The following is a 24,242-nucleotide window of genomic DNA, read 5'->3' on the forward strand; positions in this document are numbered from 1 at the left end:
CCGGGGTGCCCCTGGAGCATCCCTAGGGCTGTTCTTCGACGGCCATCTCGCCCAGGAGAGACCAGTCGTCCTGGGGGATCTTCACGTTCACGATGCGCGGTGTCGCGGTCAGGTGGCGGGGCAGGCTCTGCTGAGCGGCCTTGAAGTGCGCGGACTGTACGTGGGACGCCCCGGCCTCGTCGTCCCGGAAGGCCTCGACCAGGACGTACTCCGTGGGGTCGTCCAGGCTCCGGGACCAGTCGAACCACAGACAGCCGGGCTCGGCCCGGGCGGCCGCCGTGAAGTCGGCGGTGATCTCCGGCCACTTCTCCGCGTCCTCGGGGCGGACGCTGAACTTGGCGGTGATGAAGATCATGAGGGCTCCTCGGGTCGGGTGTCGAGCCATTCTGTGCCGTTCACGGCGGGTCGACACCATGACCCCGTAGGCCGATCGGGGGAACCACGGGCCGGGCCGGGCGTCCGGGAGCGCCCGCCGCCCCGTCCGTGGGCCCGGGCCGGCGAACCGTCTCCCGCGCCACCGTCCGCGGCGCCGGAACGGACCGTCAGGTGACGGTCCGTTCCCCGGTACCGCCGGGAGCCTCGTCCTCGGGCCGTTCGCCGGTGAGCTCGGGCTCCAGACCTCCGCCGACGTCGGCGTGAGGCCTCCCCGTGTCGGCGCGCCAGGCCTCGAACGCCCAGGCGGTCAGGGTGACGACGGTCAGACCGAGCAGCCAGCCGCCCAGCACGTCGCTGAACCAGTGGACGCCCAGCGCGACGCGGGTGAAGCCGACCCCGGTCACGGAGAGCACGGCGGCGGCCCAGCACGGCGCCCGCCAGGAACGCGGTACCAGGGGCAGCAGGACCAGCAGCAGGACGGCGAACGAGGTGGTGGCGGTCATGGCGTGGCCCGAGGGGAAGGAGAACCCGGGCGCCCGTGCCACCGGATCCTCCAGCGACGGACGTGCCCGCTCGACGACCGCCTTCACGAGAAGTCCGATGAGCCCGCCGGCCACCGCCGTCACCGCGGCCCACGCGGCCAGACGCCATGCCCGGCGACGCACCAGCCAGAGGGTCAGCAGCGCGACGGCGGTGCGCAGGGTGACCGGGTCCCAGACCAGGTCGGAGAGGAAGCGCAGGGTGCTCGTCCAGGCGGGATGGGCCAGGGCGATCTCGTGCAGCCGGCGGGCGGCGCCCGCGTCCAGCCGGCGCAGGGGCCGCCACTGCCCCTCGACCAGGACGAGGAGCAGGCCGAAGGGGACCGCGGTGACCGCGGCCGCCGCGGCCGCGCCGAGCAGCCGGGCGCCGAACCTGCGGTCCGCCGCCCGGCGACGGTCCCGCGGGTTTTGGACCGTGACGCGCGTCGTCATCTCAGACCCCCGGATCGGGCAGGACGGGACCGGGACGCCGTGCGCGCGAGGCTTCGAGCTGCGCGGCGAAGGCCAGTCCGAGGAACAGGGCGATCGAGGTCAGATACGCCCAGAGCAGGAGCGACATGAAGGCGCTGAGGGGGCCGTAGACCGTGTCGAAGGTGCCACTGACCTCCAGGTAGAGGCTCAACAGCCAGGTCAGCGCCGTCCACAGCACCAGGTACACGGCGGCACCGAAGACCAGCCAGGTGTAGCCGGGCTGGCGACGGCGGGGCGAGCGGCGGAAGACCGCGCTGGCCGAGACGAGGGCGAGGAGCAGGCCGGAGGGCCAACGCAGCACGCTCCAGGCGGTCCTGGCGCCTCCGTCGAGGTGATAGACCGTCACGACCGCGGACGCCAGGTCGTCGCCGGCCACCATCAGGACGAAACCGAGGCCGAGGGGGATTCCCGCGCTCAGGGACATGACCAGGCCGCGCAGGTACTTCCGGTGGAAGACGCGGTCGCGTTCGTTCCCGTAGATCCGGTTGGCGCCGCGCTCGATCTGGCACATCGCGGTGGTCACGTTGACCAGAGAAAAAACCAGCCCGAACCACAGGGCGACCTGCGCCCCGTCGCCCGCCGTGCGCCGGCTGCGGCGCAGCGCGTCGTCGACGACACCGGCGCTCGGTCCCGCGGTGATCCGGCGGATCGTCAGCTCGGCGACCCTGCCCACGTCCTCGGTGTGCACGGCGGAGGACAGGCCGACGAACGCGATGGCGAGCGGGACGATGGACAGCACCGTCTGGAGGGCGAGCGCGCGGGAATGGCTGAACCCGTCGGCGTAGCGGAACCGGACGAACGCGTCGCGCAGCAGGGGCCAGCCGCCGTACCGGCGCAGCGAGGCCAGGGCCTCGTCGGCGGACAGCTCGTCGCCGGACATGGCACGGGTCTCCGGGACCTTCGTCGCGGTACCCATCACTTCTCCCGGAACGGCAGCAGGACGGTCAGGGCGCCGGGCCGCACCTCCGCGGTGAGACGCCGGCCGGGACCCACCGGATCCCCGTCGAGTTCCCGGGACCGGGGCGTGTCGAAGGTGAGTTCGGCGCGCCGGAAGGTGAAGAACTCCACGGGGACCCCGTCGTGACGGCCGCCCTCGGCCGTGAGGGTACGCGCGGTGGACGGCCGGCGGGGCGTGACGCGCCCGCGCAGCAGCGTCCGCAGGGCCCGGAGCCAGCCGCCCGGTCCGCGCGGGTCGAGGACCAGGAGGTCGAGCAGTCCGTCGTCGGGACGGGCGGCGGGCAGCAGGGTGACCCCGCCCTGCACGGCCGCGACGTTGGCGACGAGCACCATGCGGGCCGTGCGGCGGAAGGCGGGCGCCCCGTCGAGCCGGATCGTCACCCGCATGCGCGGTGTGCGCAGGGTTCCGATCCCGGCCAGCGCGTACGCCGGCCAGCCGAGGGCGGCCTTGGCGCGCGGATCGGTGCGTTCCATCATCGCGGCGTCCAGACCGGCCCCGGCCATCGCGGCGAACCGGGTCGCGGGCAGGCCGTCGCCCTCGATGCTCCCGAGGTCGAGCCGGTGCGGAACGCCGTCCAGCGCGGCTTCGAGCGCGGCGGTGGGGGAGAGCGGCAGACCGAGGTTGCGGGCGAGCAGATTGCCGGTCCCGCAGGGGACGACGGCCAGGGGGACGCCGCTGCCGGCCAGGGCGTCGGCGACCGTGCGGACCGTTCCGTCACCGCCGCAGACCACGACGAGTTCCGCGCCCTCGCGGAGCGCGCGGGCCGCCTGTCCGGCCCCGGGGTCCTCCGCGGTGGTCTCCAGGAACACGGGTTCGCGGTGACCGTGCCGTTCGAGGGTCCGCCGCAGCTCGTGGCGCTCGGACTCGCCGGTCACCGTGGGGTTGAGGATGACGGCGGTCGTGCCGGGCGGACGCTCGTCGACGTGCGGGGCCGCGGGTGCGCCCTCCGTGGAGGGCGCGGCGGTCACGGACCGGTCGGCCGGCAGCGCGCGTCCCACGATCAGCAGGGACAGACCGCCGTTGACGAGCCCGCCCAGGACGTCCGTGGGGTGGTGCATGCCCCGGTACAGCCGGGCCGCGGCCACGAGCAGCGGCAGGAGCAGCAGCAGTCCGGCCACGATCCTGCGCCACGGTCCGCGGAGGCGGGAGAGCGCGAGAACCGCCAGACCCGCGTAGAGCGCGGTCGCCGCCCCGGTGTGCCCGGAGGTGTAACTCGACGTGGGCGGTGACGCGTCGAGGCGGTCCACGTCCGGCCGGTGGCGGTCCACCGACTCGGTGATCGCGAGGAAGACCAGCGACTGGAGCGATACGGCGACGGCGAGGAAGACCGCCTGACGCCACATCGGGAGGCGGGGCACGAGGAGCAGCCCCAGACAGGCCAGAAGCGTGCCGGCGACGACCGTGAGGGTGTTGCCGGCCTCCGAGGCGACGGACGACAGCGTGGTGAGGGTGCCGGTGCGGGCCTGTTCGAGGCGCTCGTTCACGGTGTCCTCGGCCGTCAGCGGCCACAGTCCGCGGGCGGGACCGGTGACGAGCAGTCCGAGGCCCACCATCGACGCCGCCTGGCACGCGGTCAGCGCGGCGACGCGGGCGGCGGTCCGGCCGGTGCCCCGGGGCAGTGCGAACGAGCGGGCCGCGCCCACTGCTTCGGTGCGGCCGCCGGTCGCTTCGGCGGCTCCCTCCGGTACGGCGGTCGGCATCGGGGTCTCCCAGGGGCAGCGCGGTGCGGCCGGTCTCCGCCCGGGACGCGCTTCCTCCCGGGTCCACGGCCGTCTGCCCCCGATCGCCCGGGACAGACCTGCCCGGCGCGGTCCGGACGAAGGCCCCGGCCCTCGTACGGCGTCCGGTTGCCGTACGAGGACCGGCCGGCGGGCCCCGGTGCCCGGTTCAGCCGTGGTACGTGATGTAACCGTTGCCGTCGCTGTCGTTGGCCGACTTGGTGTACGAGTGGACGTCCGCGCGGGCGCCGGACGACTTCACCAGGTAGATGGTGTCCTTGTCGTTGTTCCAGATGAAGTTGCAGTTCTGGCGGTAGACGACGTTGCCGGCGTCCGAGTCGGTGCCGCGGCCGCCGCGGAGCTTGATGGAGTCCCCGGGCTCCAGGTAGTGGTTCGACGGGAAGGTGAACTTGTTGCCCACCGCGTCCTTGACGACGTAACCCTTCAGGTTCACGGTCGTGCCGGACGAGTAGTTCTTGATCGTCAGGTACTCGTCCTTGGTGTTGCCGCTGGAGCAGCTGTTGGAGTCCCGGCCGGGCGCGTCGTACTGGACGCCCTTGATCTTCAGCGCGGACGAGTACTCCGTGGCCTGGGCCGGAGCCGTGGCGACGGCGGCGAACGTGCCGACGGTGGCGGCCGTGACGGCCAGGGCAGTGCGGATACGCATGAGGAAACCCCCCTCGGTGGTGCGGATGGAGCCCCAGGAGCATACCGATGATGTGATCAACGGATGACGGAGATGTGGGGGATTCGTGAGAACCGCCGGTCGCGGGACGGCTGTGACTTCGCCCACCTCCTCTTGTCCGGCAAGAGGGGCATTCCTAAGTTCTCTCCCATGGCCCCACGAAATCCCCCGCTCCCCGGCCCCGCGCCGGACGAGTTCTTCGTCGACCTCAGCGCCCACGAGGTCCTGCGGCAGACCCAGGTCCTGGCGGCTCTCGGCCCCGACTGGGACCCGGTGGAGGTGCTGCGCCAGGAGGAGGCCGCGTACGCGCTCCTGTACTCCGGGCTCGACGAGGAGCAGCGGCGCGTGTACGACGATCTCGTCGCGGCCGGTGTGCTTCCCCGCCGCGGAGACGGCCGTGCTGCCGCTTGACCCCCAGGCGGACATCGGGCGGCGGGCCTGGGTGGCGTGCCCGAACTGCGCCGACGGTCACGGGTGCGCCTCCTGCGGGCAGCGCCGGTCGTGCTCCGAGCACTGGCGCTACCTGCTCTCCACCACCGGGAGCCTGCTCCACCTGCAGTGCCCGTCGTGCACCCACGTCTGGGTCCACGAGACCGGATTCGGCGCCACCCGCTCCGTGTGGAACCGCATCACGGGCGGCCGGCCCCGGCGCTGACCCGACGGTCCCGCACCGCGGGCGCGGGATCCGCCCGCCCCTGATGACCCGCACGTCACGGCGGGGATATCCTCGGGGCCCCAGGCGGGTCGAACTCGTCCGACGCGCCGCTGTGGGAAGATCGCAACCCCGCGCGACAGCAGTCCGGGCCCGCGCACGCCATCGCTCGTAGATTCGAGGACGCTCGCGGCCCACCGGTGAATGACGGACCGGCCCGCGCGGGTAAAGAAACTCCATGCGCATCTGCGCGAACACCCCACTGCCGAAGGACTGCCGGTCTTGGACCTCCCACACTCAGAATCACCCGCCGCGCGACGTCCGGGACGCACGTGGACCGTCCGCATCTCCGGCCACAGCGACCGCACCGCGTCGGTCACGTGCTCCTCTCCCTGCGCCATGCCGCCGAAGTCCCGTGACCTCGCCGCGCTGCGCCGCTTCGCCGAGGCCCATGTCGGGGCCCACGCCCGCGCGGCCACCGTGCACGCGGACGCCGCCTGCGCCTGCCGGCAGTCGCAGTGCGCCTCCCACGAGGGCAGCCAGGTGCACTGCATGGGCAGTGTGCTGCTGGTGCTGCGCCATGATCCGGCCATTGCCCAGGTGTGGAACCTGATGGAAGTCTGCGCCGCCTGCGCCCCGTTGATGACGCACACCCGCGTCCTGGGCCGCGCGCTGCCGCGCACCCGCACGCCGTCCACGCCCTCCGCCCCGGCGGCTCCCGCCGGTGCCCCCGCGGCCGCTCCCGCGGTTCCCGGCGGCTTCAGCGCTCCCAGCGGGCCCGGTTTCAACAGCGCCGACGCGCCTCCGGCCCCCTCGCGCCGCCGCTCCGGCGGACGTGGCCGTGCTCAGTCCAGGCAGGGCCGGCGGGACCAGGGCAGATCGCGCGGCTGACCGTCGTGCCGCCCGCGCCCCGCTGACCCGTGGTCCCGCCCGCACCGGGCCGACCCCGCGCGCACGTCGTGCCGGAGGCGGGGGCAAGGCCCGGACCGGGGCATTTTCGCGAACGGCACCGACACGGTTGAGGGTTCATCATCGACTGAAAGATGTTGCATGCCTTTGCGCAATTCTTGCAGGCGTTGCAAGGTGGCACGCGCTGCGGCTCCACGGCCGCCGCTTTCGCCCACCTGAAGGACGCCTCCATGTTCACCACCAGCCGCTTCGTACGTCCGCGCGGGCTCAGGACGACCCTGGGCCTGTCCGTCGCGGTGCTGGGCCTGATGGCCGCCGCCGGCGCACCCGCCACCGCGCGAGACGCCGGCCGGGTCCATGGCGCCGCAGCCCTCGACGCGACGACCGTTCCGGACTGCGTCCACTACTACAGCGACTGGCGCTACACGACCGTCGTCAACGACTGCGGCAGCACCGTGGACGTCACCGTCCGGTACACCGACGGCCAGGGCGCCCCCTGCCGCACCGTGCTTCCCGGCGCGACCGCGACCTTCGCCGGCTACGGCCCCCAGCTCAACTACGTCACCGGTCTGAGCGCCTGCGCACCGTCGGAGGCGTGAGACCGCCGCACACCGTCCGGCCCGGGCGCCGGGATTCCCCCGCGCCCGGGCCTCCGGCCGTCATGGGCAGTCGTACGTGAGCTTCGCCGACACGGTGCGCCGCACGGGTGAGAGCAGGCGCAGCTCGGCGCGTGCCGCGTAGCTGCCGTTGCCCTGGAACGTCCACAGCAGGTGCAGTCGTGCCCGCTCCTGACCGCGGGTCAGGTCTTCGTGCAGGACCTCCGAGGAGGTGCCGTCGCTGCGGACCCAGCGGTACGTGAGTTCGCCCGCCCTGCCGTTGGTGGTGACCGTGCCCGTGATGTCGACGGTCCCGTCGCATCCGGGGGAGGATGACGCGGCGGAGACCGTGACGTCGTCCACCCGGAGGGACGGCGCGGAGCGGTGCCACAGGAGGAACGCGACGACGGCCAGCAGCACCACGGCCGGCAGCGCGTGCCGGCGCCAGGTCCGGCGCCGTACCGGCACGGACGCGGGCACGGCGACGGCCCGGCGGATCGTGTCGGCGTTCACGCCGGGGCCGAAACGCAGCAGGGTGCCCTCGACCCGGTCGGGACGGGCGTCGTCGCCCCTGGTGCCCGACAGGTCGACGGTCACCGGACTCCCGGTGAGGGCGAGCGTGTCGGAGGAGTCCGGCCGCTGGATCCAGTGGCTGGCCAGCTCGGTCGCGCTGTAGTCGTCGTCGGGGGAGGAGGCGCCCCGGGCGCTCTGGTTCTGGTTCATCCGATCGTGCACCGCCGGGTGAGGAGCTGCTGCCGGGCGCCGCCGTCGGCGGAGGCCGGCTGGGTGGTGGCCCGGACGCCCCAGTAGCAGTCCGTTCCCCGGAACGTGTGGTTCAGGGCGATGGTGTACTGGGTCGAACCGCTGCGCCGGTACGTCTCCGCCGCCCCGTCCTGGGTCCCGGACTGGCCGCTGACCTCACTGGTGAACCACGCGATCGTGAGGGTGACCGGTCCGGTGCCGTCGGTGGTGACGGTGACGGTCGCCTCCGCCGTCGTCGTGCCCGTCTGCCGGAAGCCGCTGAACGCGACGGACCTGACGCCGACGGTGGGGGTGGGGGTGGGCGACGGGGAGGCCGTGGTGGGCCCGGTCGTCGGGGTGGCCGGTGTCGCCGGAGGCGCCACGGTGGGCGACGCGGACGCCGTGGTGGTCGCCGACGCCGACGCGGACGGCTCCGCCGTGGCGTCCGTGGCCGAACCGGAAGGCGTGGGCGAGGCCGGGGCGGACGACGACGGGGAGGAAGAGGAGGACGGTGCCGGGGAGCCGGGGCCCGCCGTCGCCGTGGGGCCGCCGTCACCGGCGGGCCGCGCGCTGGTGGTGGCCAGCGCCTCCGCGGCCCCGCGGGGCGTGCCGAAGTCCGGGGCGTGCCGGTCGATGCCGTACGTCAGCAGGAGCGCCGCGACGAGCGCGGCACCGGACACGAGCAGCGAGCGGAGGCCCGGCTGCCAGGTCCGGAGCCAGTCGGACGTCCTGCCGAGGACCGTGCGCGCGGTGTCCGTGGCGTGGCGCGGGACGGAGGGGGCGGCGGGGAGCAGCAGGAGGCACAGGGCCGCGAGCGCCGCGAGTTGCCGACGGCCGCGCCCCTCCCAGTCCGGACCGTAGGCGCCGCCGGCGCTCGCCTCGAGTTCCGCGACGAAGTCCTCGGCGCGGGCGGGCCGTTGCTCGGGAGCCTTGGCGAGGCCCCGCAGGACGAGGGAGCGGACCGGCTCGGGGACCTCGTCGGCGGGGACGGCCGCGTCCACGTGCTGGAGGGCGAGTTCGGCCAGGTTCGCGCCCGTGTAGGGCTTGCGGCCGGTCAGGCACTCGAAGAACGTCGCGGTCGCGGCGTAGACGTCGGCGGCCGGTGAGGCGGGGGCGCCGGTCCATTGTTCGGGAGCCATGTACGAGGGGGTGCCCGCGATGCCGGCCGTGGTGCCGTCGGTGGCGGCGATGCCGAAGTCGACGAGCTTCGACGTGCCGTCGGGGCGGACGAGGACGTTCTCCGGCTTGTAGTCGCGGTGGACGACGCCGAGGCGGTGGGCGTCGGCGAGGCCGAGCAGGGAGCCCTTGAGGAGGACGAGAGCGGCTTCCGGGTCCAGGGGGGCCTGCTGGGTGAGCAGGGTCCGCAGGGACACCCCTTCCACCAGTTCCATGACGATGGCCGCGCCCTCGGGGCCCTCCACATACTCGTAGAGGCCGGCCACGTGCTCGCTGCGCAGCCCGCCGAGCAGCCGGGCCTCCGCCCGGAACTCCTGCACGAAGCCCGGCCGGGTGCGCAGCGAATCGCTGAGGTACTTGACCGCGACCGGATGTCCGGTCTCTTCGTGCACGGCCAGCGCGACGCGCCCGCTCGCCCCCGAACCGAGCTCGCGGGACTCGGCGTAGCCCGGTACCGCCCATGTGCTCATGACCCATGCCTCCCCAGGACGTGGGGCACGCGGGGCATTCCGGTCCCCACGCGCTCCAGCCGTCTGCAGTGAGACACGATCGGGGGCCGCTTCGGTTGCAGGACGGCCCGGAACGTGTCGCCGTGCGTCCAGGAGTTCGGTCGTCGCCGGGTCTTCGGCCGTCGCCGGGTCACAGACTCCGCGCGGGCCAGTCCAGCAGGCGGGCGCCTATGACCGCTGTCTGCAGGGTGTAGCGGTGCGTGGGGTCGGCCGGGTCGGCTCCGGTGAGCTGGCGGATGCGTTCGAGGCGGTACGTCAGCGCGCGCACGCTCAACGAGAGCCGGCGGGCCGCCGCGGCGGCGACGCAGCCGGTGTCGAAGTACGCGGTGAGCGTGTCCAGGAGCGGCCGGGCGCCGCCGCGGGCGGCCGCGAGCGGTCCGAGAGTGGCGAGGACCAGGTCGGCCATCGCCTGGCGGTCCCGGGTCAGCACCGGGTACACGAGCAGGTCGGCGGCGCGCAGCACGGGTGCGTCCAGGCCGAGCCGCTCGGCGAGTTCGAGGGCGTTCAGCGCCTCCTCGTACGACTGGGCGATCCCGCGGGCGCCGGGCTGGGGCCGGCCGACGGCCACCCGCCCGCCGTCGGCGGCCGTGTTCGCCTGCCGGGCGAAGTGGGTGAGGACCTCGTCCTGTTCACCGGGGGCGATGCACAGCATCCTGCCGTCCTTCGTGGTGAACAGGATGCTGCGGTCGCCGAAGCGGGCGATGAGGGACCGTTCCACCTGGCGGGGCACGGCCGCCGACTCGTCGTGGGCCGTGGGGCCCTGGGCGACGGCGACGGCGTGCGTGGGGGAGAGCCGCAGACCGAAGCGCTCCGCGCGCTCGGCCAGGCGGCCCAGGTCGCTGCGTCCGTAGAGGAGGTCGTCGATGAACTCCCGCCGGGCGGCCTCCTCCTTGCGTACGGCGAGGAGCTGGGCCCGGCCGTAGCCCTCGGCGAAGGCGTCGACGACCTGCTGGACCGCGGCGAGCGCGCCGTCGGCCGAGCCGGGTGAGGCGGGCCAGGCGGCGCGGGCGGCGGAGAGGTGGGCGCTGATGAGGGCGGGCAGATCGTGACCGGCGTCGGCGGCCCGTTCGCCCAGGCTCCGACGGGACTCGATCTCGTCGCGGGTGAGGCGTCTGCCGGTGGCGGAGACGTCCACCAGTATCCGGGCGTAGCCCTCCAGATACCGCTCGGGCGTCCACCGTTCCATCAGTCCGTCCCCCGGTTCTCGACAGTCCGGCGACGACTCCTCGACGGTGACCGGCACGCAGAGCCTAGGCAACACCGCCGGGAATCAGAAATGTGCATGTCACGCCTTGTGGTCCACGGTGTCGGCGGGGGAGCGCGAGGGCGGTCCTGTGCCGGGCGTCGGCGGGGCGGGGCGCCGGGCTCAGGGCGCGGGCCAGTTGCGCAGGAGGGCGTCGAGGGCGTCGAGGATGCGTTCCCAGCTTTCCGTGGAGTCGGGGGCGCTGTGGCTGAAGCCTCCACTCGACTCCAGGCTCACATAGCCGTGGAACACACTGCCGAGCATGCGGACCGCATGGGTCTCGTCCGGTTCCGTGAGGTCGTAGCCCCGCAGGATCGCCCGCATCATCAGCGCGTGCTTGACGCCCGAGCTCGCCGCCGCGGTCTCGGGGTCGAGCCTCAGCCGGGCGGCGGCGTAGCGGCCGGGGTGTTCCCGCGCGTAGTCGCGGTAGACGTTCGCGAAGGCGGTCAGGGCGTCCCGGCCGGCCCGTCCGGCCAGCGCGGCGGCGCCCCGCTCGGCGAGTTCCTCCAGTGCGAGCAGGGCGATGCGGGTCCTGAGGTCCTGCGAGTTCTTCACGTGCGAGTACAGGCTCGCCACCTTGACGTCGAACCGCCTGGCCAGCGCCGAGACGGTCACCTCGTCGAACCCGACCTCGTCGGCCAGTTCCGCCCCCGCCCGTGTCAGGCGTTCGGCGTTCAGTCCCGCGCGACCCATGCCCTTCCTCTCCTTCGACGTAACCGATTATGCATTTGCCTAAAGCTTTTAGGCAAATTACCGTGAGCCTTATGAAGCCGTTGACCGAGCAAGAGATCCGTACCGCGTTCGTGAACTGCACCAAGGGTGAGGCGAAGCGTCTCTCCGTCCCGCGCGACCTGGCCGAGCGGCCCTGGGACGACTTGGACTACCTCGGCTGGCGGGACCCCCAGGCGCCCGAGCGCGCCTACGTCGTGGCCGAGTCGGGTGACGGTCCGAAGGGCATCGTGCTGCGCTGTCCCGGTACGACGGTGGGGCAGTTGCGGCGCAGCATGTGTTCCCTGTGCGTGACCACCCACACCGGAGGCGTCTCGCTGATGGTCGCGCCCAAGGCCGGAAAGGCCGGGCAGCAGGGCAACTCGGTCGGCGCCTACATGTGCAGCGACCTCGCCTGTTCGCTGTACGTGCGGGGGAAGAGGGACGCGGGCGTCGGAGGGCGGATGCACGAGTCGCTGACGCTGGAGGAGAAGATCCAGCGGACCGTGGCGAACCTCGCGGCGTTCATCGCCAAGGTGACGGCCTGACCGGTGAGGTGAGGTGCGGGTGCGGTGTGCCTCGCGGCGTCGTGTGCCTCGGCCTGCCTCGGCTTGCTTCGCGGCGCCGGGCGGTGCGTGCGGCGGCGGGCCGCGGCGCGAACGCCGCGGCCGCGGCACCGGACTTCAGGGACTGCGCACGTCGCGCACCGGGACCGAGCGGTTCACCCGCCGTCCGTCTTCGCCTCCGCCTTGGCCTTCGCCCCCGCCTTCACGGGCTGTTCCGGGGCGGCCGGCGGCACCGACGGCTCTTCGGCGTCGATCGCCGTGTAGAACACGGAACTGCCCTGCTTGGCGCGGTGGGCATGGCTCTTGGCCACGAGGTTCTCGAGGCTGGTCCGGACGACATTGGTCTGGATGCGACGCTCGGGATGGCTCTGGCCCAGTGCCGTGGAGACCTCCGCGGCGGAGCGCGGTTCCCGCTGGTCCGTGAGGTAGCGGCGGATGAGTTCGATGAGGGTGGGCTGCGCGGGGGCGGGCTTGGCCTCGGGCTTCCCGGCCGCGGACGCCCGGGCCGCCGTGCTCTTTCCGCTGTCGGCCTTCCTCGTCCTCACGCGCTTGCCCTCGGCGGACTTGCCGGAGGTCTTCTGCCGGGGCACGGAGGCCGCCGCCGGCTCGGGGCCGGTCTCGACGGGCGCGGTCGTGGCCCCCAGCGCCTGCTGCAGGTTGGTGAGGACGGCGTGGTCGTGCCGCAGAGCGTTCAACTGCTGCTGCAGCGCCTCCATTTCCGCACCGATGCGTTCCTGGTCCTTGGCATTGCGCTCCAGGTCGGCGACCACCTGGGCCGTGTACTGCGATGTCAGTCCGGTGGGAGTCTTGGTGTCGGGCACGATGAGACCTCTCTTCGGTGCGCGGCCGGCACATGAACCCGCCGGAAGATGCCGTGGGACGGGGTGTGTTGGTGTCGGCCGGGCTGCATGGCTGGGCGACCGCACGTGGTGCGTACGCCCTGGCTAACAGATAGTACGGACAGTGTTGGCCCGTTGTTCCTTTCGCGTACGGGTTCGCCCCAAAGGGGAGTTCGGGTCATGTCCCGGAATTGACTCCCGCACATGTCGTCCGGGCCCCGCGGACGGCACATGGGCCCCGCCCGAACTCCTCGGCGGGAGACGTGGAGGGCCGTCCCGATGTGCGCGGGCATCGGTGGTGGTGCCGACTGCACGGGCGGCGCGCGGGTACACGACCCGTGCGGGAGGACACGGACGAGAGCGGAAACGAGGTCGGGCGATGGCGGTCAAGGCGATGGGCTGGGCACACTCGTTCCCGGTTTCCGGAGGGGTGAGCGCCGGGCGGCACTGGACCCGTCGGCACCTGGAGTCCCTCGCGTGGACGGCCGAGGAGCCCGAGACCGTGGACGCCGTCGTGCTGACGGTCTCCGAGCTGCTCACCAACGCCCACGTGCACGCCCACAGCGACGCGCGTCTCGTACTCACCTGGGACGGCGACTGCCTGCACGTGAGCGTCCACGACGAGGACCCCGCACCACCGCTCCAGCGGGACCCGGAGCCGGGAGCGGTGTCCGGCCGGGGGGTGGGCATCGTGCGGATGCTCGCGGACGAGTGGGGCATGAAGTGCCAGCGCCGCGGAAAGACGGTCACGGCGTGCTTCCGCCCCGCCGGCACCGGGCGGCAGGACGGCGACGGCGGCTGAGCCCGGACGGCCCCGCCCGGCGGGCGGGGCCCAGGACCGCCGCCTATGTTGGACGGGTGAGTGGCTCCAGCGTTCCGTCCGAGGGCGGGGATGGCGCCGACCGGTCGGTCGGCCACCGCACCGACTACGCGGGCGCCATCTACGGCTCGATCCTGGCCGCCTCCGTGGTGGCCACGGCCGGAACGGCGGGGGAGTACCCGCGGGTCCAGGCCGTCGCACTGCTGATGATCACCGGCCTGGTCTTCTGGGCGACCCACGTGTACGCGCAGCTCGCCGGCAGACGCATCTTCGGCCGGCGGCGGACCCTGCGCGAGATCCGCCGGATCGGCGCGCACGAGTGGTCCATCGTCGAGGCGGCCACCCTTCCCGCCGCCGCCCTGGCCCTCAGCGCGGCGTTCGGGACGACCGTGAACACGGGCCTGTGGATCGCCCTGGGCATCGCGGTGGCCCAGCAGGTCATGTGGGCGTGTCTCGGAGCCGCCCGAGCCGGCGCCTCCCGCGGACTGGTCGTCGTCGAGGGCTTCGTCAACCTGGCCCTCGGCCTGACCATCGTCGCCACCAAGGTCGTCCTGAAGCACTGAAGCACCGAAGCACCGAAGGCGAAGCACATGAAGAAGCGAGACCCCCCGAGCACCGGAGCCCCCGGAGCACCGGAGCACCGAAACACCCACGACCTCCCCCGCCCCCGGACGACTCATTAGCCTGGACCGGAGGGGGAGTCGCGGGGGACGGCCCGGAGGAGGCCGGTATGACCGGTACGGCAGACATGAACCCCGGGGCCGGAGCCTTCGGCGTGCCCCATGGCGCGCCCGGTGGCCCGTACGGCGCGGGAACCTCCCGCTACCTGCCCATCGCCGACCACGGCCTGATCGGCGACCTGCGCAGCGCGGCCCTGGTCGGCACCGACGGCACCATCGACTGGTACTGCTGCCCGCGCTTCGACGCGCCCAGCGTCTTCGCCTCGATCCTGGACGCCGACCGGGGAGGCTGCTTCGAACTCGCCGCGGACGTCCCGGCACGTACGAAGCAGTTCTACTTCCCCGACACGAACGTGCTGATCACCCGGTTCTTCGCGGACGACGGGGTCGGGGAGATCCAGGACTTCATGCCGGTCGTCGACAACTCGCGCGAGGCCGGCCGGCACCGCCTGATCCGCCGGGTGGTGTGCGTCCGCGGCACCCTGCCGTTCCGCGCGCGGGTGGCCCCGCGCTTCGCCTACGGGACGGTCCCGCACACCGTGCACGTCGACGCCGGCCACGCCGTCTTCGCCACGCCCGACCTCAGACTGGCCCTGACGGCCACGGTGCCGGTCGAGGCCGCGGGCCCCGACGTGTGGTCGCTGTTCAAGCTGCGCGAGGGGGAGTCCGCGGTCTTCGCGCTCGACCGGATCAGCGACGAGGTGGCCCCGCGCTTCTGCGCCGTGACGGAGGCCGAGCGGGAGTTCGAGGCCACCGTGCGCTACTGGCGGAACTGGCTGTCGCGGTCGCGCTACCGGGGCCGCTGGCGGGAGATGGTGCACCGCTCCGCCCTCACGCTGAAACTGCTCACGTACGCCCCCACCGGCGCCATCGTCGCCGCGCCGACGACCAGCCTGCCCGAGCGGATCGGCGGCGAGCGCAACTGGGACTACCGCTACGTGTGGATCCGCGACGCCGCGTTCTGCGTGTACGCCCTGCTGCGCCTCGGCTTCACCGACGAGGCCGAGGCGTTCATGGGTTTCCTCTCCGAGCACGTCCAGACCGGCATACCGGAGGACATCGGCCCCGACGGCCCGCTGCAGATCATGTACGGCATCGACGGGCGCCGTGACCTGCCCGAACGCGAGCTGACCCACCTGGAGGGCTATCGCGGGTCCGCTCCCGTACGCATCGGCAACGGCGCCGTCGGGCAGCTCCAGCTGGACATCTACGGGGCGCTCATCGACTGCCTCTACCTCTACGACAAGTGGGGGCAGCCCCTCTCCAGCGCGCACTGGGACAACATCCACGGACTGGTCGACTGGGTGTGCGAGCACTGGGACCAGCCCGACGAGGGGGTGTGGGAGACCCGGGGCGGCCGCAAACCCTTCCTCTACTCCCGCGTCATGTGCTGGGTGGCCATCGAACGCGCCATGCGGCTGGCCCGGCACCGCGGCCTGCCCGCCGACATCCTGCGCTGGGGCGACGCCCGCGACGCGATCTACCAGCGCATCATGAGCCAGGGCTGGTCCGCCAGGCGCAACGCCTTCACCCAGTGCGAGGGCAGCGACGTCCTCGACGCGTCACTGCTCATGATGCCGCTGGGCAAGTTCGTCTCCCCGACCGACCCGAAATGGCTCGCCACCCTCGACGCCCTGGGCGAGGACCTGGTCTCCGACTCCCTGGTCTACCGCTACGACCCGCAGACGAGCCCCGACGGACTCAAGGGAGAGGAGGGCACCTTCTCGATCTGCTCGTTCTGGTACGTCGAGGCACTCACCAGGGCGGGCCGCCTCGACGAGGCCCGGCTCGCCTTCGAGAAGATGCTCACCTACGCCAACCACCTAGGCCTCTACGCCGAGGAGATCGGCCACACCGGCGAACAGAGCGGCAACTTCCCCCAGGCCTTCACCCACCTCGCCCTGATCAGCGCCGCCTTCAACCTCGACCGCAGGCTCGGCTGACTCCCCGGGGCCGCGGCCCGGAGTCCCCGGGACCGCCGTGGCGGGCGGGCCGGTGCGCTCAGGGCGCGGTGAAGAGGCCGGGGAAGCGGGGCGCGAGCCAGGGTTTGCGGCCGCGGACCAGGATGCGGCCGCGGAGGATGGGTCCCACCTGCCCCTGGCGGCCGAGTGCCATCAGCAGGAAGGTGACCGGCTCGATGGAGATGGTGCAGTCCGGGCCGGCGGGCGGCCGTTCGTCGACGCTCACCGCGCCGTCGGCCAGCGTCACGCCGAAGGCGCCGCCGCCCCACAGCCGTACGGCGTAGCGGGCGTTCATGCCGACGACGGCGCTCGGTTCGGCCACCCGTGGCATCGCCGTGAGCAGGAACGGCAGCGTCAGCGCGACCCGGGCCCGGTCGAGCATGTGGGGCCGCCCCAGCGCTCGGGCGAGGTCGTAGCCGTGGCCGAGCATGTGCGTGAGCAGGTACGCCCCGAGGTCCTGCGGACCCATCGTGCCCAGCGGAGTGACCACGGGCCCCTCCAGAGTGCCTTCCTCCAGCGACGCGGCACAGGCGTCGGCGTGCTCGACGATCATCGCGGCCAGGGGTTCGGCACGCCGCTCCCCGAACTCCGCCAGCGACCGTTCGTTGGCGGCGGCGAGGCTCTGCGGTGTGCCGTCCCCGTAGGGGCGCGCGTGTCCGGCCGCGAGCCCGGCCATCAGCTCGTTGGCCAGCGCCAGATGCGCGGCCGCCTCGCCGACGCTCCACTCGGCCCCGGGGATCCGGCGCTCCGTGTCGGCGCCGGCCCGCAGCAGCGCGGCGATGTCCTCGGCGGTCCCGCGTATCGCCGTACCCAGTCCGTCGGGCAGCGGCCTCCGCACGTCCTGCCCAGCCACTGCGTCCACGTCGTCCGCCCCTCCTGTCGGGCCCGCCCCGCCCGGGCCGCGTGCGGACCGTGACGGGATGAGGCGCCATGTGCTCACCGGTCGTACAGAAGACCAGGCATCGGCGGCAGCGACAAGACCCTGAGCAGGGAGAACGCGCGCGGACGACGGGACTTGGAGGGCAAAGGGGGCAATCGCCCCAGAGGCGGGTCCGGTGGCGGGTCCGGTGGCGCGGAAACCCTCGCGGCCGCCCCGAGCGCCCCCCGGGCACGCTGTCCCGGGCCGCCGCTTACCCCTCGGGTAATCGACGCCCCCGTGAGCGGCTGGCAGGGTCGTCCGTGTACGGAGCCCGGACGACCGGAGGGACATCATGACCGCGTACGCCATAGCCCGTCTGCGGGAAGCCGCACCGCACCCCGAGACCGCCGAGTACATCGAGCGGATCGGTGCCACCTTCGAGCCGTACGGCGGCGGCTTCCTCGTGCACGCCTCGCGGCACGAGGTGGTGGAGGGCGAATGGCCCGGTCATGTCGTCGTGATCGGCTTCCCCGGGATCGCCGAGGCGCGTGCCTGGTGGGACTCGCCCGAGTACCGGGAGATCGCGCCGCTGCGCTCGCGGCACATCGACGGGGACATCATCCTGGTCCCGGGTGTTGTCGAGGGCTACGACCCGGCGGCCACCGCGAAGGCGATGAGGGAGGCCCTGGGGGCGTAGCCAGGGAGGCACGCGCCGGAGGGAACGGCGCCACCCGGACCCCGGGCGGCGCCGTTCCCTCCGGCGCGTCGTCGTCCGGGACGCCGATCGTGCCGTGAGCCGCCCGCGCGGCGGAGCCCACGCGCTCCCGGGAGCGGCCGAGGAAGTCCCGCAGATGACCCGCGCAGACATCTTGTCACTGAGTGACATCCACTTTTACTCTCCTGATGTGACTCGGGAGTAACTAGCGAGTGTCGAACGGGACTTCGGCCTCCGTCACTCCCGGGAACGAAGACAGGAACAGGGCGGCACGGGACAGCGGGAGACAGATCGGAACGGCGGGGCCGCAGCCACGAGCCCCCGGGCTCCGCCGGACCGACTCCCCGAGCCGTGCCACCCGGCCCGGCGTCGTACGACGTACGGGTGGACACCGCACCACGCGCCGCCGGCCGACGGCGCGCGGGCGGTTCCTTCGGCCTGTCCACCTCCGTGATGCGGCTGGGCGCGCGGTCCCGTCCTGTCCAAGTCCGCTTCCGGGCGACGCCTTTCCCCCCTCACCGACCCGTGACCGTCACCGGCAGTCCCGCCGTGGCGGTCCGGTCGGCATCCCCGAACCAGTACCGGTGTCACGCCATTGACGCCGCCGGCCGCCCGCACGACCCCCACGTTCTGACGAAGCAGGGAGTGAGCCGCATGCAACGACCCCACAGCACCGCTCAGCCGCATCCGGTGTCCATCAGCAGTCCTCGCGCCGGAGGGACCCCGCCCTCCACGCGCCCCGAGCCCGCCGCGCGCAACCGCGGCCGCCTCCTCGTCACCGCACTCGCGGTCCTCGCCTGCCTCGGCGTCCAGGCGATCCCCGCGGTGGCCGCCGACACCGGGAACGTGGTGTCCCGAGGTGTCACCATCCCCGCGTTCTACACGCCGCCCGCGAACCTCCCCGCCGCCGACGGCGCCCTGATCCGCAGCGAACCCCTCCCGCTCGCGATCAGCCTGCCCGGCCTCGACGGTCCGCTCCCCGGCACCGCGACCCGTCTGATGTACAAGTCGACGGACTCCAACGGACGGCCCGTCGCCGTGACCGGCGCCTACATCGAGCCCTCGGCCGACTGGAAGGGCGACGGCGCGCGCCCGCTGGTGGCCGTCGCCCCCGGCACCATGGGCCAGGGCGACCAGTGCGCGGCCTCCATGGGCCTCGAACACCCGATCACCCTGAACGACGAGACGGTCTCGGTCGGTTACGAGGACCTCGCCATCTACCGGCTCCTGGCCTCCGGCGTGGCCGTGGTCGTCACCGACTACGTCGGGCTGGGCGCGACCGACCGGCTCCACACGTACGTCGACCGCCTCGACGGCGGCCACGCCCTGCTCGACGCCGTACGCGCCGCCCGCGGGCTCACCGGGGCGTCCGTCACCGCCTCCTCGCCCGTCGGCCTCTTCGGCTACAGCCAGGGCGGCGGGGCCAGCGCGTCGGCCGCCGAACTCCAGCCCTCCTACGCCCCGGACATCACGCTGGCCGGCACCTACGCCGGTGCGCCGCCCGCCGACCTCACCGAGGTGATCAAGGGCATCGACGGCAGCGCCCTCGCCGGTGCCCTGGGCTGGTCCCTCAACGGCTTCCTGCAGTCCGACCCCGACCTCCAGGGCTTCGCCGACGCCCACATCAACGCCGCCGGGAAGGCCGCGCTGAAGGACCTCTCCACGATGTGCGTCGGAGACGCCATCTTCGGCTACGCGTTCAAGAAGAGCACGTCCTGGACGACGGACGGAAAGTCCGTCAGCCAGCTCGTCGCGAGCACGCCCGCCCTCCAGGACACGCTCGCCGACCAGCGCATCGGCAACCTGAAGCCGACCAGTCCGGTGCGCCTGGTCACCGGCGTCCAGGACGACATCGTCCCGCACTCCCAGGCACGCCAACTCGCCGTCGACTGGTGCCGCAAGGGCGCCGACGTCACCTACGAGGCCATCGTCCTGCCGAACCTCGGCGACAAACTGCTCCTCAACCACATGACACCCCTCCTCACCGACCAGGGCGACGCCATCTCCTGGCTGACCGACCGCCTCTCCGGCAGGCGCGCCACCTCCAACTGCTGGACGATGCCCCTCCAGCCCTGACCCCTGGTGCGGGCTCCGGCACCGGTCCACGGTGCCGGAGCCCGCACGTCGAAGTGCCCGACTCCGTCCTCCTGCGCGGGAGTTGAGGGCAAAACGCCGGTGCTGCGAGGCAACCCCCCGGCTTTCTCCACCGTCCTCGTGGGACGGGGGGAGCGCTTCGGGACCAACGGGGCGACGGGGGCTGATGCCGACCAGGAGGAGAAGAACTTGTTCCGTGTCCGGCGCACAGGAATCATCGCCGCGTTACTGATCGCGGCGGTCGCGGGATCACCAGGACCGGCCCAGGCCCGGCAGGACACGGCCGGCCCCGCGAGCTCCGCCCCGGCGGCGGCCGCCGACGGGGGACTTCCCGCCGGGTGGAGCGTCACCGGAGAGGGGGCGGCGCGGCAACTGGTCTGGCGCTCGGACGAGCCGGTGCCCCTCAGCGACTCGGGTGTTTCCTTCTACTCCGGGGACCGGCTCCTCGGCCGGCCCGTCGGCACCCCGGACGGCCGCTCCTTCCGGCTCGTACTGGGCCGGGCACAGCTCGGCAAGCCGTCCGGACTCCAGGCGCGGGCCGGGGAACGGCGTCTGGACGCGGCGGGCGCCGGACAGGACCGGCCCGTCGGGCCGGACGGCCCCGGGGAGCGGCCCGGCCTGTCGGCCCGGCCCGCGACGCGACTTCCGGCGAACGAGGTGGACCCCGGCAGACCGGGCTCCTACCGGACGACCACCGGTGACTACGAACTCCCCTCGGTCCGCCTGCCCGGCTTCCGCGAGCGCGTGGAGATGAAGGCCGTGGTGGTCGCGCCCGTGAACGCCCCGGGACACCGGCCGCTGGCCCTGTTCCTGCACGGCCGCCACACCACCTGCTACGGCGGCTCCGGCAACGAAGGCGCATGGCCCTGCCCCGCGGGGAGCAAACCCGTCCCGAGCCACCGGGGCTATCTGGCCGACCAGAAACTGCTGGCCTCGCAGGGATACGTGACCGTGTCCATCGCGGCCAACGGCATCAACGGCCAGGACGACATGGCCGAGGACGGCGGAGCGCAGGCCCGGTCGTCCCTCGTGCGGCAGCACCTGGCCCGCTGGGCGGGCTGGTCGGCGCACCCGGACTCCGCGCCCCCGGTCGTACGGCGGGCCGCTCCCGCGGACCTGTCGCGCGTCCTGCTGGTCGGCCACTCGCGCGGCGGCGAGGGCGTGAACCGGGCCGCCATGGACAGCCTGTACCCCGCCCCGGCCGACCAGGACGGCTACCACGGGCCGGTGCGCTGGCGCATCCGCGGCACCGTCCTCATAGGCCCCACGGTCTTCGGGCAGAACCCGGCGCCCGACGTGCCCTCCATGACGGTCCTGCCCGGCTGCGACGGCGACGTGTCCGACCTCCAGGGCCAGATGTACCTGGACGCGACGCGCGGGGTCAGCCGCGGTGCCGCCCTGCACAGCGCGGTCTACATGGTCGGCGCCAACCACAACTTCTTCAACAGCGAGTGGACTCCGGGCCAGGCCCAGGCGCCCGCGGAGGACGACTTCTGGGACGACGAGGAGCAGCCCGACCGGGTGTGCTCGCCGCGTGCCGGCACGAGATTGACGGCCCGTCAGCAGAAGGCCGCCGGCGCGACGTACATCGCCGCCGCCGCGCGGCTGTTCGTCGCCGGTGACGACCGCGTACGGCCGCTGCTCGACGGTTCGGGGCGGCGCGCCCCCTCCGCCGGTCCCGCGAGGGTTCTCACCCACGCCGTCGGCGGGCACCGCACCCCGGCGTTCCTGCCGGACGGACGGGTCTCCGTCGACGGTGGCAGGCTGTGCGACGAGGTGACCGAGGACGCGTCGGCGGCCTGTCTCGGCTCCGGCGCGAACGGTGCGTCGCCGCACTTCGCGTCGTGGGCGCCGTCGACGGAGCCGGGCCGGCGCGCCGTGGCGCTGCGGTGGACGGCCGCCGGCTCCGTGGTCCGGGTCCGCTCGGCGAGGCCGGTCTCGATCGCCGGCTCTCAAAATTTGGCGCTGCGCCTGATCGTTCCGCCGAACACCAGGGACGCCCGGTTCGACATCGGGCTGAGCGACGCCTCGGGCCACCGGGCCACCCTGGGGAGCGTCCGCCTCGACGGCCTGCCCGGAACCGACCGCACCGCCTCCTACTGGGGTCAGGAGGTCCGGCTGCCGCTGGCCGCCGCGATCCGGGCGGGACTCGATCCGCGCCGGCTGAGGTCCCTGGAGATCGTCCCGCGCACCGGGTCGGGGAAGGCGTGGCTCGTCGACGCGTGGGGCTGGCGCGCCGGAACGCCCGCGGTCCGGGCCGCGGACCTGGCGCGCGTCGACGTCGGCCGGCTGACCGTCGAGGAGGGTGACGCGGGGGCGCGGACCTACCGCGTGCCGGTGAAGGTCACCGGACACGGGAAGGGCACGGTCCGTCTGTTCGTCGTCGATCCGGCCACGGGCCGGACCACCTCGCGCGAGGTGACGGTACGGTCCGGCGGTCGGAACCCCGAGGTGCCGGTCGAGGTCCGGGGCAACACGCGCTACGGGTACGACATGTCGTACGACATCTTCGCGAAGGCGGTCCATGGCGTGGTGACCGGCGCCTACCGGGGCGGTGTCACCGCCCGCAACGACGACCCGATACCCGTCATCACGGTGACCCCGGCCTCCGCGAGCACCACCGAGGGCGGGAAACTGACCTGGCGGATGTCCCTCTCCGCGGCGGCCGACGTGGAGATCGCGGCCGAAGCCGTGGTCCTTCCCGTCACCTCCGGCACCGAACTGTCCACCACCGACGTCGATCCCGAGTGGCTGCGGATGTACTCCGGCGAGGATCCGCTGCCGTCACGGCCGCTGTCCCGGCTGCGCGGATTCTTCCTGTTCGCCGACGTCCCGCCCGGCCGGACGAGCACCGAGATCACCGTTCCGACCGTGAGGGACACGGTGACCGAGCCCGCGGAGACGCTGAGGCTGCAGCTGCGGCTCTACGACGACGGGACCGGATCGCAGGGCGACGGGCCGGAGTTCACCGGCACGGTGCGCGACCCGGCGTAGCCCGCCGCCGGACCGCGCGCCGGACGGACCCGGACCCCTCGGCTCCGGGCCCTCCGGCGGCGCGCGGTCCGGACTGCCCGCGGGCGCACCGGCCCGCCCGGCGCGCGGGCGGGCCGGTGCGGCCGGTTCAGGTGGTGTGGAGGGTGAGCCCGTAGCGGTTCAGGATCTCGTTCACGGGCTGGTACCAGGTCTGGCCTCCGCTGCTGCAGTTGCCCCAGCCGCCGGAGGTGACGCCCTGTGCCTGGTCGCCGCTGATGAACGAGCCGCCCGAGTCGCCGGGTTCGGCGCAGACGCTCGTCTTGGTCATCTGGCGCACGGCGCCCTGGCTGTAGTTGACGGTCTCGTTCTTCGCGAGGACGTTGCCGCAGTGCCAGTGGGAGGTCGAGCCGGAGCGGCAGATCGACGCTCCGACGGGGGCCTCGGCCGAACCGCGGACGAGCCGGTCGGAGACGGTGCCCCAGCCGAGGACGACGGGAACGGTCCACCAGCCGCTGCCCACGTTGACCCAGGCGTAGTCGTTGTCCGGGAACGAGGAGCCCTGGAAGTTGCCGATGTAGCTGCCGTCCCACCCGCGGACACCCGCCCCGGGCTGGCCGCAGTGCCCGGCGGTGACGAAGCCGCCGTACACCGAGAAGCCTATGGAGCAGCGGACGTTGCCGGTGTAGTAGGGGTCTCCGCCCACGGTGCCGGCCGCGAACGTACTCGGCGCCCGGCCGGTCTGCCGCACGACGACGGGACCGGACGCGCGGGCGCGCGTGACGAAGGTCCGGACATCGTTGTCGTCCTTGTGGGCCGACACCACGTCGACGACCACGGAGTTCGCCTTCGGGTCGACGTGCCAACTGCTCACGCCGGCCGGCGCGTCGAGCGCGTCGATGCGCGCCATGGCGGCGTCGAGCTGCCGTTCGCTGTGCTCGACGAGGGTGACGCGCGCGCCGGTCGCCTCCACGGCGTCCCGTGCCGCGGCCCCGGTGACGGCCACGACGAGCCTGCCGCTCCCGGCGTCGAACCAGGAGCCCCCGTAGGAGGCGCCGGCCGCGCGCCGGGCGGTGCGCTCGACACCGCGTGCGGCGGTCTCCTGGGCGAGCCGGGTGGTCGCCTGCTGCCGGGTGAGTCCGAGATCGTGCTGCATGGCCGAGATGAGCGCCGAGGAGGCCGGTGCCCGGGATGTCCCGGCGGCGAGGGGGGCTTCGGCGGCGGTGGCCTGGCCGAGTCCGAGCGTCGCGGCGCTGACGAGCAGGCCCGCGGATAAAGCGAAGCGAAGAACTGTGGTGCGTCTCACGGTGATTGCCTTTCGTCGATCCGATGGTCGGTGAGTGGGGCGAAGGGCAGGAGAGAGCGCTCTCAGAGTTGCGTGGAAGAGAGTAGTGTGAGGCTCCAACCAGGTCCATACCAATGCACGGACCGCTCGCTCGGTTCGGTCCGAAGTGTGCG

At 73.1% G+C, this 24,242-nt stretch carries 23 protein-coding genes; 11 read left to right on the forward strand and 12 right to left on the reverse strand.

Translation table 11 applies throughout. The annotated features are described in order from the left end of the window. Positions 1-22: 22 nt before the first annotated feature. The 5 genes from ACFW6B_RS30365 to ACFW6B_RS30385 form a co-directional block, all read right to left on the reverse strand. Positions 23-355: a putative quinol monooxygenase gene (locus ACFW6B_RS30365; RefSeq protein ID WP_386600937.1), complete on the reverse strand. Its 333-nt coding sequence runs from the start codon at positions 353-355 to the stop codon at positions 23-25. A gap of 187 nt (positions 356-542) precedes the next feature. Further along, on the reverse strand, positions 543-1,346 hold the full coding sequence (locus ACFW6B_RS30370) for a phosphatase PAP2 family protein (protein WP_386600939.1): 804 nt from the start codon (positions 1,344-1,346) through the stop codon (positions 543-545). 1 nt (position 1,347) lies between these two features. Next, the gene (locus ACFW6B_RS30375; RefSeq protein WP_386600941.1) at positions 1,348-2,301 is read right to left on the reverse strand and encodes a YihY/virulence factor BrkB family protein; all 954 of its coding nucleotides are present in this window, start codon (positions 2,299-2,301) and stop codon (positions 1,348-1,350) included. Then, on the reverse strand, positions 2,301-4,043 hold the full coding sequence (locus tag ACFW6B_RS30380; RefSeq protein ID WP_386600942.1) for a diacylglycerol kinase family protein: 1,743 nt from the start codon (positions 4,041-4,043) through the stop codon (positions 2,301-2,303). Before ACFW6B_RS30380 ends, ACFW6B_RS30375 begins: the two co-directional genes overlap by 1 nt. Positions 4,044-4,230: 187 nt before the next feature. After that, a complete protein-coding gene (locus ACFW6B_RS30385) occupies positions 4,231-4,728 on the reverse strand; it encodes a lamin tail domain-containing protein (RefSeq protein WP_386600944.1) in 498 nt (165 codons plus the stop codon). A gap of 168 nt (positions 4,729-4,896) precedes the next feature. Between ACFW6B_RS30385 and ACFW6B_RS30390 the strand changes: the two genes are divergently transcribed. The 4 genes from ACFW6B_RS30390 (at position 4,897) to ACFW6B_RS30405 (ending at position 6,906) form a co-directional block, all read left to right on the forward strand. Beyond that, complete coding sequence (locus ACFW6B_RS30390; RefSeq protein WP_386600946.1) at positions 4,897-5,157, forward strand: DUF6400 family protein; 261 nt, start codon at positions 4,897-4,899, stop codon at positions 5,155-5,157. Further along, a complete protein-coding gene (locus tag ACFW6B_RS30395) occupies positions 5,144-5,401 on the forward strand; it encodes a hypothetical protein (protein WP_386600948.1) in 258 nt (85 codons plus the stop codon). Before ACFW6B_RS30390 ends, ACFW6B_RS30395 begins: the two co-directional genes overlap by 14 nt. 396 nt (positions 5,402-5,797) lie before the next feature. Beyond that, a complete protein-coding gene (locus tag ACFW6B_RS30400) occupies positions 5,798-6,289 on the forward strand; it encodes a hypothetical protein (protein ID WP_386600950.1) in 492 nt (163 codons plus the stop codon). 248 nt (positions 6,290-6,537) lie between these two features. Next, complete coding sequence (locus ACFW6B_RS30405; protein ID WP_386600952.1) at positions 6,538-6,906, forward strand: alpha-amylase; 369 nt, start codon at positions 6,538-6,540, stop codon at positions 6,904-6,906. A 60-nt stretch (positions 6,907-6,966) separates the two neighbouring features. Here ACFW6B_RS30405 and ACFW6B_RS30410 read toward each other — a convergent pair whose 3' ends face one another. From ACFW6B_RS30410 to ACFW6B_RS30425, 4 genes are all read right to left on the reverse strand, one after another. Then, positions 6,967-7,626, reverse strand: a complete 660-nt coding sequence (locus ACFW6B_RS30410) for a hypothetical protein (protein WP_386600954.1) — start codon at positions 7,624-7,626, stop codon at positions 6,967-6,969. Next, a complete protein-coding gene (locus ACFW6B_RS30415) occupies positions 7,623-9,290 on the reverse strand; it encodes a protein kinase (RefSeq protein ID WP_386600956.1) in 1,668 nt (555 codons plus the stop codon). Before ACFW6B_RS30415 ends, ACFW6B_RS30410 begins: the two co-directional genes overlap by 4 nt. 169 nt (positions 9,291-9,459) lie before the next feature. Further along, complete coding sequence (locus ACFW6B_RS30420; protein ID WP_386600958.1) at positions 9,460-10,515, reverse strand: PucR family transcriptional regulator; 1,056 nt, start codon at positions 10,513-10,515, stop codon at positions 9,460-9,462. A 180-nt stretch (positions 10,516-10,695) separates the two neighbouring features. Beyond that, positions 10,696-11,265: a TetR/AcrR family transcriptional regulator gene (locus tag ACFW6B_RS30425; protein WP_386600960.1), complete on the reverse strand. Its 570-nt coding sequence runs from the start codon at positions 11,263-11,265 to the stop codon at positions 10,696-10,698. A 71-nt stretch (positions 11,266-11,336) separates the two neighbouring features. On the opposite strand from ACFW6B_RS30425, the gene ACFW6B_RS30430 reads away from it, so the two are divergent. Further along, positions 11,337-11,828 (forward strand): FBP domain-containing protein, encoded by a 492-nt coding sequence (locus ACFW6B_RS30430; protein WP_386600962.1) that lies wholly within the window; start codon positions 11,337-11,339, stop codon positions 11,826-11,828. A gap of 173 nt (positions 11,829-12,001) precedes the next feature. Here ACFW6B_RS30430 and ACFW6B_RS30435 read toward each other — a convergent pair whose 3' ends face one another. Continuing rightward, a complete protein-coding gene (locus ACFW6B_RS30435; RefSeq protein WP_386600964.1) occupies positions 12,002-12,667 on the reverse strand; it encodes a hypothetical protein in 666 nt (221 codons plus the stop codon). 397 nt (positions 12,668-13,064) lie between these two features. Between ACFW6B_RS30435 and ACFW6B_RS30440 the strand changes: the two genes are divergently transcribed. The 3 genes from ACFW6B_RS30440 to ACFW6B_RS30450 all read left to right on the forward strand — a co-directional run bounded on the left by ACFW6B_RS30440 (position 13,065) and on the right by ACFW6B_RS30450 (position 16,128). Continuing rightward, on the forward strand, positions 13,065-13,487 hold the full coding sequence (locus ACFW6B_RS30440; protein ID WP_386600966.1) for an ATP-binding protein: 423 nt from the start codon (positions 13,065-13,067) through the stop codon (positions 13,485-13,487). A 56-nt stretch (positions 13,488-13,543) separates the two neighbouring features. Next, positions 13,544-14,068 carry a hypothetical protein gene (locus ACFW6B_RS30445; RefSeq protein WP_386600967.1) on the forward strand — a complete coding sequence of 175 codons (525 nt, stop codon included), beginning with the start codon at positions 13,544-13,546 and terminating at the stop codon, positions 14,066-14,068. Between the two features lie 167 nt (positions 14,069-14,235). Next, the gene (locus ACFW6B_RS30450) at positions 14,236-16,128 is read left to right on the forward strand and encodes a glycoside hydrolase family 15 protein (protein WP_386600969.1); all 1,893 of its coding nucleotides are present in this window, start codon (positions 14,236-14,238) and stop codon (positions 16,126-16,128) included. Between the two features lie 58 nt (positions 16,129-16,186). On the opposite strand, the gene ACFW6B_RS30455 is transcribed toward ACFW6B_RS30450, so the two are convergent. Continuing rightward, the gene (locus ACFW6B_RS30455) at positions 16,187-17,008 is read right to left on the reverse strand and encodes a maleylpyruvate isomerase family mycothiol-dependent enzyme (protein WP_386600971.1); all 822 of its coding nucleotides are present in this window, start codon (positions 17,006-17,008) and stop codon (positions 16,187-16,189) included. Between the two features lie 349 nt (positions 17,009-17,357). On the opposite strand from ACFW6B_RS30455, the gene ACFW6B_RS30460 reads away from it, so the two are divergent. From ACFW6B_RS30460 to ACFW6B_RS30470, 3 genes are all read left to right on the forward strand, one after another. Next, positions 17,358-17,702 (forward strand): DUF1330 domain-containing protein, encoded by a 345-nt coding sequence (locus ACFW6B_RS30460; protein ID WP_386600972.1) that lies wholly within the window; start codon positions 17,358-17,360, stop codon positions 17,700-17,702. Positions 17,703-18,374: 672 nt separating this feature from the next. Then, positions 18,375-19,796, forward strand: coding sequence for an alpha/beta fold hydrolase (locus ACFW6B_RS30465; protein WP_386600974.1), 1,422 nt, complete (start codon positions 18,375-18,377; stop codon positions 19,794-19,796). 207 nt (positions 19,797-20,003) lie between these two features. Beyond that, on the forward strand, positions 20,004-22,808 hold the full coding sequence (locus tag ACFW6B_RS30470) for a hypothetical protein (RefSeq protein WP_386600977.1): 2,805 nt from the start codon (positions 20,004-20,006) through the stop codon (positions 22,806-22,808). Between the two features lie 127 nt (positions 22,809-22,935). On the opposite strand, the gene ACFW6B_RS30475 is transcribed toward ACFW6B_RS30470, so the two are convergent. Continuing rightward, positions 22,936-24,090 (reverse strand): S1 family peptidase, encoded by a 1,155-nt coding sequence (locus ACFW6B_RS30475; RefSeq protein ID WP_386600979.1) that lies wholly within the window; start codon positions 24,088-24,090, stop codon positions 22,936-22,938. Between the last annotated feature and the right edge of the window lie 152 nt (positions 24,091-24,242).

Origin of the sequence: Streptomyces sp. NPDC058751, from assembly GCF_042746485.1 — a bacterium.
GTDB lineage: Bacteria > Actinomycetota > Actinomycetes > Streptomycetales > Streptomycetaceae > Streptomyces.